Here is a 15,876-nt window from a genome sequence, read left to right as displayed (position 1 = left end):
AATCCATGAACAAGGCAGAGCTGATTGACGCCCTGACCGAGAAGTTGGGGTCTGATAGGCGGAGCGCCACAGAGGCTGTCGAGAACATCGTCGACACCATCGTGCGCGCAGTGCACCGCGGCGAGAGTGTCACGATCACGGGCTTCGGCGTGTTCGAGCAGCGTCGTCGCGCAGCCCGCGTCGCCCGTAACCCCCGCACCGGCGAGACCGTTCGCGTGAAGCCGACCAACGTTCCGGCATTCCGTCCGGGTGCGCAGTTCAAGGCCGTCATCGCCGGTGGCCAGAAGCTGCCCGCCACCGGTCCTGCCGTCAAGCGCGGTGCCGCTGCGGCTCCGGCCAAGAAGACTGCGGCTGCGAAGAAGACGGCTGCGAAGAAGGCTGCCGTGAAGACGACCGCCCGCAAGGCAACCACCGCTGCCGCCAAGAAGGCAGCACCGGCCAAGACCACAGCTCGTAAGGCAGCGGCTCCCGCGAAGACCGCCGCCAAGAAGGCAGCTCCCGCGAAGACCACCGCGCGCAAGACCGTTGCGAAGAAGGCTCCGGCCAAGACGACTGCGCGCAAGGCCGCAACGACTGCTGCTCCCGCCAAGAAGGCTCCGGCCAAGACAGCGGCCAAGAAGACCGTTGCCAAGAAGGCTCCGGCCAAGAAGGCTCCGGCCAAGAAGGCACCCGCGAAGCGCGCAGCGAAGAAGTAGAGCCTGCCTGCTTCACGTATGACAGTGTGAACACCGCGGAAGGCCCCCGACTCGAACATCGAGTCGGGGGCCTTCTGTCGTTGGTGTTGCGCCGCTCAGCCGTCGGCGGTGAGGGTGGGCAACGGACTGGCGATGTGGTCGGCGGCGATGAGCCGACCGTCACGACGCGAGAGCACCCATACGCTGCCCTTGCGATTTCGGTTGGCAGGCAACGTGATTCCGTCTTTCTCCGCCCACCACCGCATCAAGTCGGGAATCACCTTTCCCTGGCTGCAGACAACAGGGGTGCCGGGCAGTTCGGCTATGTCGCGAGCGCGATGTCGCCCCTTGCGAGGGTCGTCGGCGTAGCCTTCCTCGGACAGCAGATGCTCGGGAGTGATGTCCACCCCCAACGATTCGGCGAACGGAGCTACTGTCTGGACGCATCGAGCACGGTCGGCTGCGTACACGGAATCACCGCCGAAGGCACGAAGCAGCGAGACCAAGGATTGGGCCTGCCGCCGTCCGGTCCTGTCGAGCGGACGGTCGACATCGTTGCCCTTGAACCGCGAGCGCGACCCGGCACTGCCGTGACGAACCAGCAGAACCGTCGAGGTGTCGGCAGGCTTGGCCACGAACCGGCGAAGGATCTTGTGGTCCATGGGGTACGAGAGTTCGCGGCCGACGTCCTCGGGTGCCACCCAGCGCAGTTCGTCCACCTCGACATTGGGGACGAACTCGCCCCCGGTGACCTCGGCCGCCCAGTACAGCACCTTCTTGACCCGACGGTGCCCCGGAATCGGGTAGGTGACGTAGGACAGCGACCGCCCCAGTCGTGAGTCGAATCCGGTCTCCTCCTTCACCTCTCGGACCGCTGCGTCGACAGCTGTCTCGCCGGGATCGAGCTTGCCCTTGGGGAACGACCAGTCGTCGTATTTAGGCCTGTGCACCAAGGCGACCTCGACGCCGGAGTCGCCGCTCGGTGAACGACGCCACAGGATCGAGCCGGCCGCAAAGATGTTGGCGCGGGGAGAACCGTCGGAAGTGCCCATCAGGACGCCTGATTCCTCCGACTGCGCATCAGGTCGACCTGATGTTCACGAACCTTCTCGCCCCGAGCAGGTGACGCGACCCAGCCGCCGTCCGGTCCCAACTCCCAGCATCGAGTGGTGGGGTCGAGGGCGGAATCGAAGATGTCGCTGAGCTGGTTCGCCAGTCGGGGATCCTTGACCTGAGCCATCACCTCCACTCGGCGATCGAGGTTGCGGTGCATCATGTCTGCGCTGCCGATCCAGAACTCGTCCGCACCCTGGAAATGCAGAACCCGTGAGTGTTCGAGGAATCGACCGAGGATGGAACGAACTTCGATGTTCTCCGACAGCCCGGGAACTCCTGGCTTGAGCGCACAAATTCCGCGCACCACCACCTTCACCGGCACTCCGGCAATCGATGCTCGGTAGAGCGCGTCGATGACCTGCTCGTCGACCAAGGCGTTGGCCTTGAGGCGAATTCCGGCCGCACGGCCACTCTTGAGGTGTTCGACCTCCGCTTCGATGCGCTCGACGATGCCGCGCCGCACCCCGTACGGAGCGACCAGAAGGTTGCGGTACTTGGACTTTCGCGAGTATCCGGTCAGCGAGTTGAACAGATCGGTGAGGTCGGCCCCGATTTCGGGCGACGACGTCAGCAGGCCCACGTCCTCGTAGATACGCGCTGTCTTGGGGTTGTAGTTGCCGGTACCGATGTGGCAGTACCGGCGAATGACCGACCCCTCTCGGCGCACCACCAGGCAGGTCTTGCAGTGCGTCTTGAGGCCGACGAGGCCGTAGACCACGTGCACGCCCGCCTTTTCGAGCTTGCGTGCCCACTCGATGTTGGCTTGTTCGTCGAAACGCGCCTTGATCTCGACCAGTGCAACGACCTGCTTGCCCGCTCCGGCCGCGTCGACGAGTGCATTGACGATCGGCGAATCTCCCGAGGTGCGATAGAGCGTCTGCTTGATGGCGAGCACCTGAGGATCGGCCGCTGCTTGCTCGATGAAGCGTTGGACGCTGGTGGAGAAGGAATCGTACGGATGGTGCACCAGGACGTCGCCGTCGCGCAGAGTCGAGAACACGCTCTTGGGGGTCTCGCGTTCACCGAACGCGGGGTGGGTGGCAGGAACGAAGGGTGCGTCCTTGAGGTTGGGGCGGTCGACGCTGTAGACCTGCCACAGGCAGGACAGATCCAGCAGTCCGGGAACCTGGATGACATCGCCGGGATCGACGTCGAGCTCACGCAGCAGCAGTTCGAGCATGTGCTCGGTCATGTCGTCGGCGATCTCGAGACGGACCGGCGAGCCGAAGCGCCGCCGAGCGAGTTCTCGCTCCAGAGCCTGCAGCAGGTCCTCGTCGCGGTCTTCCTCGACCTCGAAATCGGCGTTGCGCGTGATCCGGAACGCGTGGGACTCGACGACCTCCATGCCGGGGAAGAGCACATGGAGGTGAGCGGAGATCAACTCCTCCATCGACAGGAAGGCGTCGATGCGGTGAGTGCCCTCGCCGCGCTTGACGCGCACGAAGCGATCGACGTTGTCGGGGACCTTGACGCGGGCGAAGTGCTCCCCGGTCGTGGAGTAGTCCTTCACTGTCACAGCGAGATTGAGGCTCAGGCCGCTGATGTAGGGGAACGGGTGCGCCGGGTCGACGGCCAGCGGTGTGAGAACCGGGAACACCTGTTCGGTGAAGTAGTCCGACAGTCGCGCACGCTCGTCGCTGTCCAGATCGGACCACCGGATGATCGCGATGCCCTCGGCGGTGAGCTCGGGCAGAATCGAATCCAGCAGCACTCGCGCGTGTTTGAGCGCAAGTTCCTGGGTGCGCTGCCCGATCACCGCCAGCTGTTCGCGAGGAGTCATTCCGTCGGCCGATCGAACCGACAGACCGGTTTCGTCGCGACGTTTGAGACCGGCGACCCGGACCATGTAGAACTCGTCGAGATTGGACGCGTAGATGGCGAGAAACTTCGCCCGCTCCAGCAAGGGCAGCGAGGAGTCCTCGGCGAGAGCGAGGACACGCGAGTTGAAATCGAGCCAGCTCAATTCTCGGTTGAGATAGCGATTTTCGGGAAGAACGGTCGCAGCGTCCACCGATTCCGGTGTGGCGGCCGGTAGTGCGGACGGGATGCTCGGCATCGTCGACGCGATCGGCGCGCTCCACGCCGGCTCCGAGCCTGCGGCCTTTCCTGTCTCGATCGGCGGATCCTGGTTCGCTGGCTGCACGTCGTCTTTGCTCACCGCACGATCATCCCCCATACCCGGCGTCGGTGAAACTCCGATGGCCGAACTCGGGTCGGCGTTCACCCGGCTGCCGTGGCGGTCCCTACCGTCACGCAGTCGTCGCGGATGCCTCGTCATTCCACCCGAGCGAGTGGAGAACGGCCGCCGTCGCCGGTCCGACTCCCAGACGATGCGCTCTGCGGACGTCGTCGGCGGTGTCCACGTCCAGTCGAAGGCCAGGCCACTCGCCGTCGAGTTCCCGTGCGCCCGAGGCGGTATGGCGGCGTGCGGAGTCCGGTCCGAACAGCGGTGTCAACTCGTCGGGGGAATCCTTGAGGATCAGGGCAGCGGTTCCCGTGCCGTGATGATCGACCACGAGTGATCTGCCTCCCCGCCGGGCGCGGTCGTAGGCCTGGGCGAGTTCTGCCGAACGCATCGCCGGAAGGTCTGCCTGCAACGCGATGATGTCGACGTGGCCCGCGCTGACGGTCTCGTCCCCATCGACGTCCGCGCCGACGTGACCGTGACGCAGTACGTGCGCCGCGGCCGCGAACGCGTGATTGAGGCGTTCGTCCGGTTGCAGTGCCGGATCGCGGACCGGTTCGTCGAACACCCGTGCACCGATTCTGCGGGCGGTGTCCGCGACGAGAGGATCCGGGGTGACCACCGTGACCGAATCGACAGCCGACACCGAGTCTGCGGCGGCCACGGTGTCGCTGAGCATCGCGAGCACCAATCGTGTCCGGTCGGGTGCCGAGAACTCCGCCGCCAGGCGCGACTTCGCCGTGGCCAGATCCTTCACCGCGATGAGAACCCTGACGACGCGGTCGCCGTAGTCGTCTCGTGATGCACCCATGGTGCTCGATCCTGCCAGCGTCATGGATCTGTGCCGACTCCGACCGCCCGAGCAGGTCTGCGAGTTAGGGTGATGCGCGCGTGGACAGGGCATCGGCGAAGTAGGCGAGGGGTTGGCGGAATGAGCAGAGCAGCGGTATTGGGGTCGGGTTCGTGGGGCACCGCATTCGCCAAGGTGTTGGCAGATGCCGGAACGGACGTCACCATGTGGGCCCGCCGTGAGGAACTCGCCGCATCCATCACCGACGACCACGAGAACAAGGACTACCTTGCGGGAATCGAGCTGCCGTCCTCGATTCGCGCGACGAGTGATCCCGTCCGTGCACTCGACGGAGCCGACATCGTGGTGCTGGCCGTGCCCTCACAGAGTCTGCGGGCCAATCTGGGGGCGTGGACCGACTCGATTCCGCCGCACGCGACGCTGCTCTCCCTGGCGAAGGGGATCGAGACCGGAACGCTCATGCGGATGAGCCAGGTGATCTCTCAGGTCACCGGTGCGGATCCCAGCCGGGTCGCGTGCCTGTCCGGGCCCAACCTCGCGCGCCCGATCGCCGAGGGACAGCCCGCCGCGACAGTCATCGCGTGCTCCGACTCCCAGCGTGCCCTCGAGATTCAGAAATCCTGTGCCACAGGATATTTCAGGCCCTACACCAACAGCGATGTCATCGGTGCCGAGATCGGGGGTGCCTGCAAGAACGTCATCGCCCTCGCGTGCGGGATGGCCGCAGGCGTCGGATACGGCGAGAACACCCTCGCGTCGATCATGACCAGGGGCCTGGCCGAGATCATCCGCCTCGGAGTAGCACTCGGTGCCAAGCCGTCGACGCTGTCGGGCCTGGCCGGCGTGGGCGACCTGGTCGCCACCTGCTCGTCCCCCCTCTCGCGTAATCGCACGTTCGGAGAACGACTGGGTTCGGGTGGCTCCCTCGAGAGTGCGCAGGAAGCAGCGCACGGGCAGGTTGCCGAAGGCGTCAAGTCGTGTACCTCGGTCCGGGCGCTCGCGGAGAGTTACGACGTCGAGATGCCGCTGACCGACGCCGTGCATCGCGTCTGTCACGGCGGCATGTCCGTACCGGATGCGGTCGGGCACCTGCTGGGACGTCGCATCAAGCCCGAGTGAGGCAGTGATCGCGGTCTCGCGACGAACAGGGCGAATCCGCGTTCGACGAGCCGCGGCGGTACGGTTTCTCATCGTGAGTACTCCCCGCATCAAAGTTGCCGTCGTCTTCGGGGGCCGCAGCAGCGAGCACGCTGTGTCCTGTGTATCGGCAGGTAGCGTGCTGCAGAACCTCGATCCGGCCAGGTACGAGGTGGTTCCGGTGGGAATCACCCCGGACGGTGCGTGGGTACTCGGCTCTTCCGACATCGACGCGCTGACGATTCACGACCGCGTCCTGCCCACCGTGGACAAGACCGGGGCAGCGCTCGCTCTCAGTACGGACCCGGGTCACGCCGGCGCTCTGCTCGCCCTCGGCGAGGGGGAAGGCGGGACGGTGCTCGCATCCGTCGACGTCGTGTTCCCGGTTCTGCACGGACCGTACGGCGAGGACGGCACCCTGCAGGGTCTGCTCGAGTTGGCAGGCGTTCCGTATGTCGGGCCGGGCGTGCTGGCCAGCGCTGCGGGGATGGACAAGGAATTCACCAAGAAGCTGCTCGGTGCCGAAGGATTGCCGATAGGTCGCCAGGTGGTACTCCGACGCGGGGTCGACGACCTGACGGCAGGCGAGCGTGACCGAATCGGCCTGCCCGCATTCGTCAAGCCGGCCCGAGGCGGATCGTCCATCGGAATCTCGCGCATCACCGCGTGGGACCAACTCCCCACCGCGATCGCCGTCGCACGCGAACACGACCCCAAGGTCATCGTCGAAGGCATGATCCACGGCCGCGAGGTCGAGTGCGGAGTGCTCGAATTTCCCGACGGCACCGTGCGCGCGAGCGCCATCGCCGAGATCCGAATTCCCGACGCGGACATCGACGATCATGCCTTCTACGATTTCGACACCAAGTATCTCGACGATGTCAGTGAGTTCGACATCCCGGCTGCCCTCGACGACGCCACGAGCGACCGCATTCGTGAGCTCGCCGTCGCCGCCTTCCGCGCGTTGGACTGCCAGGGTCTGGCGCGGGTGGATTTCTTCGTCACCGAGAACGGCCCGGTCATCAACGAGATCAACACCATGCCCGGGTTCACCTCGATCTCGATGTACCCCAAGATGTGGGCCGAATCGGGCGTCGACTACCCGACGCTTATCGCCACCCTGATCGACACCGCTCTCGCCCGCGGTACCGGTTTGCGTTAGAGCTGTTGCGGCCCGGCGCTACTGCAACGGAGCCGGGTCGAGAGGTTGCTGGGGCAGCGCGCCCGACACGGCGGAGGACGCGTCCTGCAACGGGGTGGGGCCCGAGTCGCCCGGAATCGTCAGGGCAACGTACACACCGCGATCGACGACGAACCACGTGCTGGCGTCGATTCCGTCGTCTGCGCCGGACACCTCGAACCACTGAACGCCGTTGATCACCTGAAGCGGCGCGGCCACATCGAACCCGATCGGCCGGGGAAGACCGCAGCGCAACACGACCGGCTCGGCGTTCTCCTCGGCCGAGACCCACGCGCGGACTCCGACCGGGGCCGGGTCGGCCAGTTCGGCTCTCGTGTAGTCGCCGAGGTCTTCGGGCAGGGCGTCGAGCAGCGACGTGCACTGCGCACTCGCGGCATCGGGGGAGTCGACCGGGCCGAGCGCGACCGGATGGAGGACGGGTGAGCGATTCACCGCGATGGCGGCAACCAGAACTCCGACGACGAGCGCGACCGGTAGCGCGATCGCGGTGGCGATGACTGCGGGGTGGCGCTGCTCGCGAGTGCCCTCGGTCTCGGCGGGGCCGTCTTCGGTGCCGGCGTCGTTGCCGGTGTCGGGTGAATTCACGAGCTATCCGACGGACGTCGTCGACCGAGGGGCCACGGGGCAGGTGAGGGTGCGAGTGATGGCATCGACCTTCTGGATGCGAGAGACGATCTCGGCGATCTGGGCGTCGGAGGCACCGTCGGCGCGCGCGATCACGTCGTAGGGCCCGACCACTGCCTCGGCCGACACGACACCGTCGACGGCCTCGATCTGTTGTGCGACGGCCGTCGCACGACCGACCTCGGTCTGAACGAGAACGAATGCTTGCACCATCGGTGGTCCCTTTCCCCTGCCGGACTTCTCGACTGTAGGTTGGTTCGACTACGTTCTCTTCGCACGTAACCTGCTGCATCGGTACTGTCCCGACCGCCGCTAAAAGGTACCGCAGGCGCGGCACTCGCTCCGCGCGAGACCGTCGCGCACGCACCGCGTTCTCAGGGAGGAACATCATCGACGACACCGTCATCGACTCGGCCACCGGCAGTGAGCGCACCGTCGCTCAGGTCGGCGAATTCGACGTGATCGCTCGGGCCATCACGGGCCGCGAGCAGCCGTCGTCGACCATCGTCGGGCCCGGCGACGACGCAGCCGTGGTCGCCGCGTCCGACGGTCGGATCGCGGCATCGACCGATATGTTGGTGCACGGCAGGCACTTTCGGCTCGACTGGTCGAGTCCGATACAGATCGGCCGCAAGGCGATCGCGCAGAACGGCGCGGACATCGCCGCGATGGGCGCGCAGTGCTCGGGTTTTCTCGTCTCTCTCGGATGCCCGGCCGACACTCCGGTGAGCGTGACCGACGGTCTCAACGAGGGCATGTGGCTCGAGGCGGTTGCTGCGGGATCGGCCGTCGTCGGTGGCGATGTGGTGCAATCGCCGGAGCTGGTGATCTCGATCACCGCGCTCGGCGATCTCCAGGGCCGGGCCCCGGTTCTTCGATCGGGGGCGTGTGCCGGTGATGTGATCGCCTATGCGGGGCGGCTCGGCTGGTCCGCGGCCGGCCTGGCCCTGCTGCTCGGCGACCGGGACGGAACGGGCCACGACGCCGTGTTGGACGCACACCGAGTGCCCGTCCCGCCGTACCGCGCCGGGATCGACGCCGCAGAGGCGGGTGCGACCTCGCTCACCGACGTCTCCGACGGGCTGCTGGCCGATCTCGGCCACATCGCCGACGCATCGGGCGTTCTCGTCGACCTCGATCCCGACCTGCTGGAGATCCCTGTCGAACTGCGTTCGGCAGCAACGCTGATGGGGCACGATCCGCTGGAGTGGGTACTGACCGGAGGCGAGGATCACGCGCTCGTCGGCACCTTCCCCGATGCCGCCGCCGTTCCCGGGGGATGGACGGTGATCGGCCGCGTCGAGCACGGAGACGGTGCGCCTGCGGGTCGAGTGACGGTCGGCGGACGCGTCCACGCGGGTAGCTCGGGATGGTCGAGTTTCGAGGGCGAGTGAACGCGGGTCGGGTCGGTCGAGTCGGCTAAGTTGCAGAGATGGCTATCTATGCGCTCGGTGATCGCGAACCCGACATCCACCCCGACGCCTACGTTCATCCCGACGCCGTCGTCATCGGAGCGGTGACCTTGGCTGCCGGATCGTCGGTGTGGCCCACTGCGGTTCTGCGGGCCGACTACGGCACCATCTCGATCGGCGAGGGCACCAACGTGCAGGACGGGACCGTGGTTCACTGCACTCCGATCGACGCAACGGTCATCGGTTCCGGGTGCGTACTGGGCCACAATGCGCACGTCGAGGGTGCGACCATCGGGGACAACTGCCTCATCGCGTCGGGCTCGGTGGTACTGAACGGATCGAAGATCGGGGCGGGCTCGATCGTCGGTGCAGGCGCGGTGGTGCCGTTCAAGTTCGTCGTTCCCGAACGTTCCATGGCGCTCGGCGTGCCCGCCAAGATCCGCGAGGGCTACCAGGTTCCCGAGGGGCATGTCGACATCAACGTGCAGATGTACTCCGCCAATGCCGCGTACTACCGCGACGCGCTTCGCCGGATCGACCGGTGACGCCCCGGCCGCTGTCCGAGAGCGTCGAGTCGGGCTGGGCTGCTGCCCTCGCTCCGGTCGAGACGAATGTCGCTGCGATGGGCGACTTCCTGCGAGCCGAACTCGCCGCCGGACGGCACTACCTGCCCGCGGGTGAGAACGTGCTGCGCGCTTTTCGCTACCCCTTCGATCGGGTTCGCGTGCTCATCGTCGGTCAGGATCCGTATCCCACGCCGGGACACGCAGTGGGCCTGAGCTTTTCTGTCGCGCCCGACGTGCGACCCGTACCGCGGAGTCTGAGCAACATCTTCAAGGAGTATTCCGACGATCTCGGTCTGCCCACGCCGAGCACCGGCGATCTCACACCCTGGTCGGAGCAGGGAGTGATGTTGCTCAACAGGGTGCTCACCGTCGAACCGTCGCAGGCGGCGTCACACCGCAAGAAGGGCTGGGAAGCGGTGACCGAGCAAGCGATTCGGGCATTGGTCGCCCGAGCGGAGAACCCCGACGCGCCCGGACTGGTGGCAGTTCTCTGGGGACGTGACGCGGCAACCCTGAAGCCGATGCTCGGATCGGTGCCCTTCATCGAATCCGCTCATCCGTCACCGCTGTCCGCCTCACGCGGTTTCTTCGGATCCAAGCCCTTCAGCCGCGTCAACGAACTGTTGGTCGAGGGCGGAGACGAACCGATCGACTGGACGTTGCCGTGACCGGTTCAGGAGAAGTCGGGACGACGCTTCTCGACGAACGCGTCGACGCCTTCACGTCCGGCCGGTGACGCCGCAGCGACCGATATCGAGGCGGCTTCGGCGTCCAATTGTTCTGTCAGAGTTGCTGATTCGGAGCTTCCGAGCAGTCTCTTGATGCCCTGGTACGCCGATGTCGGGCCGTTGGCGAGGGTTCGAGCGAGGCGCTCGGCCTCACTGTCGACGATGTCGTCGCCCACCAGCCGGCTGAGGATTCCGAGCCGAACGGCGTCCTCTCCGTTGATGATCGAGTCACCCAGAAGTATGTCCATCGCGCGGCCCGAACCGACGATTCGGGGGAGTGTCCAGGACATTCCTCCGTCCGGGGTGAATCCGATGGAAGGGTACGCAGGGCGCAGTTTGGTCGACGGTCCGCCGATGGCGATATCGGTGAGACAGACCAGACTCATGCCTGCCCCGGCCGCCCAGCCGTGGACCCCGGCGACGACCGGGACGGTGACGGCGGCCAGTTCGCGGACGAATGCATGGAATGTGTCGGCGACCGAACCGACGAATGCGCCGCGGTCGTCGGCTCCGGCGAAATCGCGTACGTTTCCGCCTGCGCAGAAGTTGGGCCCGCGGCCGATGAGGAGCACGCTTCCGATCGCGGTGGTACCGGCGTTGACGGATCGCAGTGCCGCCGTGCCGGCGTCGATGCCTTCGAGGTCGAGAGAGGCACCGCCCGCCTCGGTGGCGACGACGATGCGCAGCACGCCGTCCTCGATGCTGACCTTGCTGGGACCGTAGTCATCCGAATCACTCACAATCGGAATTCTAATGGACGTCCAAGTGTTCGAGTGCACCGACGACTGTGCCCCGCCTCCGAATACGGGGGCGGGGCACAGTTCTCGCACGCGAGGAACGCCGTGGAGGAAAACGAAGAGCGAGGCCGAAATCAGCCCCGGACCACCTTGCCTGCCTTCAAGCAGGAGGTGCACACGTTCATGCGCTTGGAGTTACCAGGCGCAACCTGAGCGTGAACGGTCTGGATATTCGGGTTCCAACGACGGTTGGTCCGTCGGTGCGAGTGCGAGACCGACTTACCGAAGCCGGGCCCCTTGGCGCATACGTCGCAGACGGCAGCCATAGTCGCGAACTCCTTGATAGATGTTGATCGATACATGTGGTCGAAGACATCGAAACGAACTACGAGCAGATGCAAGGATTGCAATGCGTGAAGATCGCCTCGAGGCAACCCTGCAAGAATAGCGGCGTCGCACGCAATCACCAAACCGCCACGGCAGACGCTCCGCGGGGCTCACGTACGGCGCGCCACCGATCATGCCCGACTAAGCTTCGGGCACTGTCCGCGAGGGAGTTCGGACGAGGTGAGGGACGTGACGCGGGGGGAGGCTGGCCGAGGTGGTCGACGTTCTCGAATCGATCGATGCCGCGGCCCTGCGTCGGTGGGCCTACCACTGCGTCGATTCCCTCACCGCACGGTGCGACGAGATCAATGCACTCAATGTGTTCCCCATCCCCGACTCGGACACCGGCACCAATCTCATGTTCACCTTCCGCGCCGCGGTGGAATCGATGCGCGCAGCCGGGCCCGCTGCGGACGCCCGCTCCATCGGGCGAGCGCTGGCAGTGGGGGCGGTCGCGGGGGCACGGGGGAACTCGGGGGTGATCGTGTCCCAGCTGTTGCGCGCCGTCGCCGAGGCCGCAGCGGACGGCCCGCTGGACACGGTGTCGATGCAGGCGATGCTGCGTCGCGCCAGAGTCCTGGTCGCGGGCGCGGTCAGCGTTCCCGTCGAGGGCACGATGCTCACCGTTCTGGCCGCAGCCGATCGCGAAGCCTCGGCGCACGATGCCAATGTCAGCCTCTCCACGCTGGTGGTCGACATCGCCGAGGCCACTGCTCGAGCTGTCGACAGCACGACGGACCAACTCGCCGAACTCCGCGAGGCCGGTGTCGTGGACGCAGGAGCTCTCGGTCTCTCGGTGATCGTCGACGCGTTCGTGGAGGTGGTGATCGGCCGCACCCCGCCGCGCAGGCGATACCGTCGCCCACACGAGCACGAACGCCGGACGGGCGACGATGCGCCGAACCTCTCGTCGGACTGCGGCCGTGCACCCGTGGCGGTGTCGGAGTACGGATCGTCTCGCTCCCTCGGGTACGAGGTGGTCTACGTCGTGCACGGGCCGGACGACGCGGGGGCGGCGGAACTTCGCCGAGCACTGGCCGACATCGGAGATTCGGTCGTCGTCGCCGGTGACGGTTCCGGGGCCTGGTCCGCGCACGTACACACCACCGACCCCGGTGGTGCCGTCGACCGCGGCATCGCCGCCGGAGATGTTCGCGGAGTGCGTATCTCGTGTTTCGGTCCGGCCGAGTTCGCCGCAGTCGCGATCCCCGAAAGCCGCGACGCAGCGGTGCTGTCGGTCGGTCGCGATATTTTGGCGCTGGTGGCCGGTGACGGTGCCGCAGACCTCTACGTTCAGGAAGGTGCGACGGTGGTGCGGTGCGACGAGGCGATCGACTCCTCGGTGCTGCATCGCGCGATCGTCGGGATGAAGCATCGTGAGGTGTTGGTGTTGCCGAACGGCGCGTTGTCCGCGCAGGAACTCGTCGCGGTCGGCGCCGCTGCCCGAGCGGACGGCAAGGACGTGGTGATGTTGCCGTGTTCGGCGATGGTGCAGGGACTGGCCGCGCTCGCGGTGCACGATGCCGCCCGCGCCGCAGTCGACGACGCGTTCACGATGTCCGAGGCGGCGGCGGGCACGAGGTGGGGTTCTCTGCGTATCGCACAGGAGCGATCTCTGACGTGGGTCGGCACCTGCGAGCCGGGCGACTGCATCGGGCTGGCGGGGCAGGAGGTGGTGATCGTCGCCGCTCGTCCTCTCGATGCGGGGTGTCGGTTGCTCGATCAGCTCCTGGCCACGGGAGGGGAGCTGGTGACGGTGCTCGTCGGGGCCCAGGCGTCGGATGACTTCGGTGATCGGTTGGCCGAGTACGTGGCGGGCGCACACCCCGGAGTCGACGTGGTGGTCTATACAGGTGGACAGCCGGGGGATCTCGTGCAATTCGGAGTGGAATAGGGAATCTCGGACAATGGCAACGCTGGTGGATCGGCTCGATCACATCCTGGGAGCCGCGGCGGCGACGCCGCTGGCCGACGTCTTCGGAATTCACACCGTCGAGGACCTGCTGCGGCACTATCCGCACCGCTACATGACGCACGGTTCGGAGCTGGGGGAGAAGGAGCCGCCCGAGGGCGAGCACATCACCATCGTCGCAACGGTCGAGTCCGCGACGCTGCGTTCGATGAAGAACCGCAACGGTCAGTTCCTTGCCGTGACACTCGCCGCCGACGGGCAGCGGATCGACGCTACCTTCTTCAGTCCGCACAAGCTCAAGCACGTTCTGCTGCCCGGTCGTCGAGGAATGTTCTCGGGCAAGGTCAAGTACTTCGGCAAGCGGTGGAATCTCACGCACCCCAGCTACGTGATTCTCGGCGGAGACGGTAACGACGGTGCCGTCGTGCCTGCAGGTCGAATCGTCGGCGGTGGCACCCTGGCCGGACTCGCTCGCGGCTCGGTCGATTCCTCCGGTGCCGTGGACATGTCGGTGTTCGATCGCGCGTTCGTGCCCATCTACCCGGCCGCGAAGGACGTCGAGAGCTGGACCTTCATGCGCTGTGTCCGACAGGTGCTCGACCAACTCGACGACGTGGTCGATCCGTTGCCCGAGTCGGTTCGTGCGCAGCGCGGTCTCGTCGACATCGACACCGCGCTGCGGTCGGTCCATTTCCCGGATACCGCACAGGACAAGGACTCTGCGCGCGAGCGGCTGAAGTTCGACGAGGCGCTCGCCGTTCAGCTCGTCCTCGCCGACCGCCGACGCGACGCATCCACCCGCGTGGCTCCGCGATGCCCACCGATCACCGACGGTCTCGCCGCGGAGTTCGATCGGCGTCTGCCGTTCGAGTTGACGGCCGGCCAGCACCAGGTGGCAGCCGAGATCGCCCACGATCTGTCGGCACCGCATCCGATGTCGCGACTGTTGCAGGGTGAGGTCGGCTCGGGCAAGACGATCGTTGCCCTGCGGGCGATGCTGCAGGTGATCGATGCCGGGCATCAGTGTGCGTTGCTGGCACCGACGGAGGTTCTCGCCTCCCAACACGCGCGCTCGATTCGGTCGATGCTCGGGAGCCTCGCGGCCGGCGGCGAACTCGGATCGCACGAGCTGGCGACCAAGGTCGCCTTGTTGACCGGTTCGATGTCCACTGCGGCCAAGCGATCCGCGCTGCTCGACGCCGTCACCGGTGATGCCGGCATCGTGATCGGCACCCACGCCCTGATCGAGGACCGCGTCGAATTTCTCGATCTCGCGATGGTCGTCGTCGACGAACAGCACAGGTTCGGCGTCGAGCAACGAGATGCGTTGCGCGCGAAAGCTCGCGACAACACCAGTCCGCACTTGCTCGTGATGACCGCAACCCCCATCCCGCGGACCATCGCGATGTCGACGTTGGGTGACCTCGAGACGTCGGTGCTCACCGAACTGCCCCGCGGCCGATCGCCCATCGTCAGCAACGTGGTGCCTGCCAGGAGCAAGCCGGGCTGGGTGGATCGAGCGTGGCAGCGTATTCACGAGGAAGTGGCAGCCGGTCGCCAGGCCTATGTGGTGTGCTCCCGCATCGGCGACGACGAGGACGCGGAGACGGGGAAGAAGAGCGCTGCGAAGAAGAAGAGTGCGAGCGCGGAGGACGGCCCCGAGACCACGGCTGCGGTGGATCTGTACGAGACCCTCTCCACCGGACCGATGCACGATCTGCGCGTGGGTCTGTTGCACGGACGACTGTCGGGAGACGACAAGGACATCACCATGTCCGAGTTCAACTCCGGCGAGATCGACGTCCTGGTCTGCACCACGGTGGTCGAAGTGGGAGTGGACGTTCCCAACGCGACGGTCATGGTCATCATGGATGCGGACCGATTCGGCGTGAGCCAACTGCACCAGTTGCGAGGCCGAATCGGCCGAGGTGGGCATCAGGGCCTGTGCATCATGATCAGCTATCTCAGCCCCGCGGGCGGCTCGTTCGCCCGGCTCGAGGCGGTGGCAGCGACCAACGACGGTTTCGAGCTGGCCAAGCTGGATCTGGCCACTCGTCGCGAGGGCGACGTTCTCGGAGCTGCACAGTCGGGCACGGTCAGCGGGTTGCGGCTGCTCTCGTTCATCGACGACGAGGACATTATCGCGGACGCGCAGGACTGCGCCCGGTCCCTGTTCGCGCAGGACCCGTCGCTGGCGAACGATCCCGGCATCGCGTCGATGATGCGATCGGCTTGGCGATCGGATCGAGTCGATTACCTGCAGAAGTCCTGACGGGTGGACAGGAGCGGTCGAGGGGTCGGTCGTTACCTACTGCACCGTTTCAGTGGAGGAAATCGAGCACATCGTCCCGCATGATGAGATCAGTACGCCTCGGTGGCCGACGCT

15 protein-coding genes are annotated in these 15,876 nt (G+C 66.2%); 8 read left to right on the top strand and 7 right to left on the bottom strand.

What is annotated here, in order from left to right:
• Window positions 1-5 precede the first annotated feature (5 nt).
• Entirely contained in the window at window positions 6-695 is a 690-nt protein-coding gene (locus NY08_RS07190) for an HU family DNA-binding protein (RefSeq protein WP_032397768.1), read from the top strand.
• Window positions 696-790: 95 nt separating this feature from the next.
• Here the strand turns inward: NY08_RS07190 and NY08_RS07185 are convergent, their stop codons facing one another.
• The 3 genes from NY08_RS07185 to cofC all read right to left on the bottom strand — a co-directional run bounded on the left by NY08_RS07185 (window position 791) and on the right by cofC (window position 4,804).
• Window positions 791-1,726: an NUDIX hydrolase gene (locus NY08_RS07185; protein ID WP_032397769.1), complete on the bottom strand. Its 936-nt coding sequence runs from the start codon at window positions 1,724-1,726 to the stop codon at window positions 791-793.
• Window positions 1,726-3,846, bottom strand: coding sequence for an RNA degradosome polyphosphate kinase (locus NY08_RS07180; RefSeq protein WP_230597037.1), 2,121 nt, complete (start codon window positions 3,844-3,846; stop codon window positions 1,726-1,728). Before NY08_RS07180 ends, NY08_RS07185 begins: the two co-directional genes overlap by 1 nt.
• Window positions 3,847-4,039: 193 nt before the next feature.
• Window positions 4,040-4,804, bottom strand: a complete 765-nt coding sequence (cofC, locus tag NY08_RS07175) for a 2-phospho-L-lactate guanylyltransferase (RefSeq protein WP_327205214.1) — start codon at window positions 4,802-4,804, stop codon at window positions 4,040-4,042.
• Window positions 4,805-4,906: 102 nt separating this feature from the next.
• Here cofC and NY08_RS07170 point away from each other — a divergent pair, with 102 nt between their 5' ends.
• Window positions 4,907-5,905 (top strand): NAD(P)H-dependent glycerol-3-phosphate dehydrogenase, encoded by a 999-nt coding sequence (locus NY08_RS07170; protein ID WP_032397770.1) that lies wholly within the window; start codon window positions 4,907-4,909, stop codon window positions 5,903-5,905.
• 73 nt (window positions 5,906-5,978) lie between these two features.
• Window positions 5,979-7,085: a D-alanine--D-alanine ligase family protein gene (locus tag NY08_RS07165; protein ID WP_045199902.1), complete on the top strand. Its 1,107-nt coding sequence runs from the start codon at window positions 5,979-5,981 to the stop codon at window positions 7,083-7,085.
• 18 nt (window positions 7,086-7,103) lie between these two features.
• Here NY08_RS07165 and NY08_RS07160 read toward each other — a convergent pair whose 3' ends face one another.
• Window positions 7,104-7,709 carry a DUF3515 domain-containing protein gene (locus tag NY08_RS07160; RefSeq protein WP_045195627.1) on the bottom strand — a complete coding sequence of 202 codons (606 nt, stop codon included), beginning with the start codon at window positions 7,707-7,709 and terminating at the stop codon, window positions 7,104-7,106.
• A gap of 3 nt (window positions 7,710-7,712) precedes the next feature.
• The gene (locus tag NY08_RS07155; protein ID WP_045195625.1) at window positions 7,713-7,961 is read right to left on the bottom strand and encodes an Lrp/AsnC ligand binding domain-containing protein; all 249 of its coding nucleotides are present in this window, start codon (window positions 7,959-7,961) and stop codon (window positions 7,713-7,715) included.
• A gap of 191 nt (window positions 7,962-8,152) precedes the next feature.
• Between NY08_RS07155 and NY08_RS07150 the strand changes: the two genes are divergently transcribed.
• The 3 genes from NY08_RS07150 to NY08_RS07140 are packed head-to-tail and all read left to right on the top strand — an operon-like array spanning window position 8,153 to window position 10,394.
• Window positions 8,153-9,142, top strand: a complete 990-nt coding sequence (locus NY08_RS07150) for a thiamine-phosphate kinase (RefSeq protein WP_045195623.1) — start codon at window positions 8,153-8,155, stop codon at window positions 9,140-9,142.
• Window positions 9,143-9,180: 38 nt separating this feature from the next.
• On the top strand, window positions 9,181-9,705 hold the full coding sequence (locus NY08_RS07145) for a gamma carbonic anhydrase family protein (RefSeq protein WP_045195621.1): 525 nt from the start codon (window positions 9,181-9,183) through the stop codon (window positions 9,703-9,705).
• The gene (locus NY08_RS07140; RefSeq protein WP_032397775.1) at window positions 9,702-10,394 is read left to right on the top strand and encodes a uracil-DNA glycosylase; all 693 of its coding nucleotides are present in this window, start codon (window positions 9,702-9,704) and stop codon (window positions 10,392-10,394) included. The genes NY08_RS07145 and NY08_RS07140 overlap by 4 nt, the downstream gene beginning before the upstream one ends.
• Window positions 10,395-10,399: 5 nt before the next feature.
• Here the strand turns inward: NY08_RS07140 and NY08_RS07135 are convergent, their stop codons facing one another.
• Window positions 10,400-11,194 carry an enoyl-CoA hydratase/isomerase family protein gene (locus NY08_RS07135; protein ID WP_032397776.1) on the bottom strand — a complete coding sequence of 265 codons (795 nt, stop codon included), beginning with the start codon at window positions 11,192-11,194 and terminating at the stop codon, window positions 10,400-10,402.
• Between the two features lie 131 nt (window positions 11,195-11,325).
• On the bottom strand, window positions 11,326-11,517 hold the full coding sequence (gene rpmB, locus NY08_RS25460) for a 50S ribosomal protein L28 (protein ID WP_008717389.1): 192 nt from the start codon (window positions 11,515-11,517) through the stop codon (window positions 11,326-11,328).
• Window positions 11,518-11,792: 275 nt separating this feature from the next.
• On the opposite strand from rpmB, the gene NY08_RS07130 reads away from it, so the two are divergent.
• Window positions 11,793-13,472, top strand: coding sequence for a DAK2 domain-containing protein (locus NY08_RS07130; RefSeq protein ID WP_082073710.1), 1,680 nt, complete (start codon window positions 11,793-11,795; stop codon window positions 13,470-13,472).
• A gap of 13 nt (window positions 13,473-13,485) precedes the next feature.
• Window positions 13,486-15,762 (top strand): ATP-dependent DNA helicase RecG, encoded by a 2,277-nt coding sequence (gene recG, locus NY08_RS07125; protein WP_045195619.1) that lies wholly within the window; start codon window positions 13,486-13,488, stop codon window positions 15,760-15,762.
• The last annotated feature ends 114 nt before the right edge of the window (window positions 15,763-15,876 follow it).

The organism is Rhodococcus sp. B7740, assembly GCF_000954115.1.
In the GTDB taxonomy this organism is placed as follows: Bacteria; Actinomycetota; Actinomycetes; order Mycobacteriales; family Mycobacteriaceae; genus Rhodococcoides.
Note: the sequence above shows the minus strand (reverse complement) of the source record. Positions and strands in the feature narration are given on the sequence as shown.